This window comes from Hydrocoleum sp. CS-953 (assembly GCF_002260545.1).
GTDB lineage: Bacteria > Cyanobacteriota > Cyanobacteriia > Cyanobacteriales > Microcoleaceae > Trichodesmium.
On record NZ_LGSU01000245.1, the window covers coordinates 1 to 2534 of the forward strand.

The 2534-nt window shown below is 42.6% G+C and carries 1 protein-coding gene; it reads left to right on the top strand.

Annotated features, from left to right (window positions below):
- The coding region (locus AFK68_RS34355; protein ID WP_305778119.1) for a calcium-binding protein at positions 1-1931 on the top strand (1931 nt) is incomplete at its 5' end.
- Positions 1932-2534: the final 603 nt, after the last annotated feature.

Consider the following 2534-nt stretch of genomic DNA (forward strand, 5'->3'; position numbering starts at 1 on the left):
CCGTCACCGGTACTCCAGCACCTACTCCAACTCCAACACCAGAGCCAACACTAGAGCCAACACCAACACCAGAGCCAACACCAGAGCCAACACCAGAGCCAACACCAGAGCCAACACCAGAGCCAACGCCACAGCCAACGCCACAGCCAACACCAGAGCCAACACCAGAGCCAACACCAGAGCCAACACCAGAGCCAACGCCACAGCCAACGCCAGAGCCAACGCCACAGGCAACACCAACACCAACACCAGAGCCAACACCAACACCAACACCAACACCAACACCAACTCCTGACTCAGAAATTATACAAGAGTCTCAAATAGATGATGACCATTCTTGTCCTCCACCTCCAACTATAGAACTTGTAGATTTACCTGTTTTACCTTCTCTAGTTCTTAATACCCAATTTGACCAGCTTTTATTTGGTACAGAAGAAAGCGAATTTATTTCAAGCAGTAACTTCATTCAAGCAGCTCAAGTAGCTCAAGCAGGTCAAATAGCTATTGATGGTTTGGAAGGTGACGATTTTATGGAAGGTTCTGAAGAGACTGACATCATGTTTGGTAGTGAGGGTAATGACTCAATTTTTACTCAAGGTGGTTCTGACTTTGCTAATGGTAAAGAAGACAATGACGAGATATATGCAGGAAAAGATGACGATACCGCTCGTGGAGGTAAGGATGATGATACGATGTCAGGCGATATGGGTAATGATACCCTACTAGGTGACAACGGTAACGATTCACTCATGGGTGGTAATATTGCTGGCACAGATACCACAGGCAAGGATATGATGAACGGTGGTAGAGGTGAAGACTACATAAATGGAAATCAAGAGGATGATACAGTCATGGGCGGTAAGGGTAATGATGTAGCTCGTGGTGGTAAGGGTAATGATATGATGTTCGGACAACAAGGCCACGATATGCTCATGGGTGAAAATGGTGATGACCAAATTGTTGCCGATCCTAGCTCAAGTTCATCAGAAGAGGAAATCGGAGAAGATTCTGTTTATGGTGGTCGCGGTAACGATATTATGCAAGGCAGTCGTGGAGACGATATAATGAACGGAGGTAAAGAAAACGACTTCATTTACGGTGGTAAGGACAATGATTTAATCCTTGGCGATCAAGGAGACGATACTCTTTTAGGTCAAGAGGGAGATGATAGTATTTTTGGTGGCAACAATAGTGTTATTGATCCTGATCTATTAGGAGAAGACTTCATTGATGGTGGTGCCGGAAATGACTTCCTCAGTGGTAACTTTGCTAATGACACTATTATTAGTGGTGAAGGTGATGATACTTCACGAGGTGGTAAAGATGATGACATAATGTATGGTTTTTCAGGCGAAGACCTCATGTTTGGCGATCAAGGCAATGATACCCTATGTGGTGGTGATGGAAATGATACTATGTATGGTGACAATCCCGAACTTGTAGCACCATTGGGTACGGAAGGTCAGCAAGACCAGTTATTTGGTGGTATAGGAGACGACCTCATATTTGGTAATCAAGGTCAGGATTCATTGTTTGGAGAGGAGGGTAATGATACTTTGTTAGGAGGTGAGGATAATGACACCTTGTTTGGAGGATTAGGAAACGACTCTCTCATCGGAGAAGCAGGTGACGATTTCTTGTATGGAGGGGAAGGTGATGATACTTTCTCTGGAGGTAGTGGTAGCGATCGCTTCCTGCTCAACTTAAACCAAGGACTGGATATTATTAGTGACTTTGATATTAATCAAGACTTCATTGTATTAGATGACGAACTAAATATCGATGAACAGAGTTTCACTGTTGAGACTGTTGATAACAACATTTCAATTTTATTGGACGATCAACTTTTAGTCACTTTAGAAAATTTATCTGCAACCTCAGAGCAAATAGTTGGTCGTTTCACTACTGTTAATGATTCCTCGATCATTTAATATCAAATCTGTCGATGGGTAGGGGCGTTTTCCTGACGAAATGCTCCTACAATATGGACTCTTATATTTATACTGAATAAAACTGATGCTACCGGATTTAATAAAATATCATATCATCTCCGGTAGCATCGGTATTGTAAGGTAAGGGTAAGGAAGAAGTAAGAAGGAAGAAGAAAAAAGGAAGAAGGCTTTAGTTAGCTATAACACAAGGTTGAAGAGCAAGAAAAAACTTACATTTCCTGTAGTTATCAGGACTTACGCAAAAAATGAAATTACACACCATCTGTAGGGGCGAATGGCATTTACTAACGTAAAGCTCCGCTTTATATGTCGCGCAGCGTTAACGGAGTTGTGCGATAGCAAAACGCCCTTGCTAGATATAGTGGCTCTGCGTAAGTCCTGGTTATATCAAATCCGGTAGTATCAGTATAAAAAAGTAGAGAAACCGGGGAAAGTCTCAAATCCCCCTTGTACGGACGTTGCATGCAACGTCCCTACCATTAATATCATGTCCGGATGTAATGGTATAAATAAAATATTTGGCGATCGAGAGGATATATTTTAATTTCTCTCCTACTCCCCTACTCCCCTACTCCCCTACTC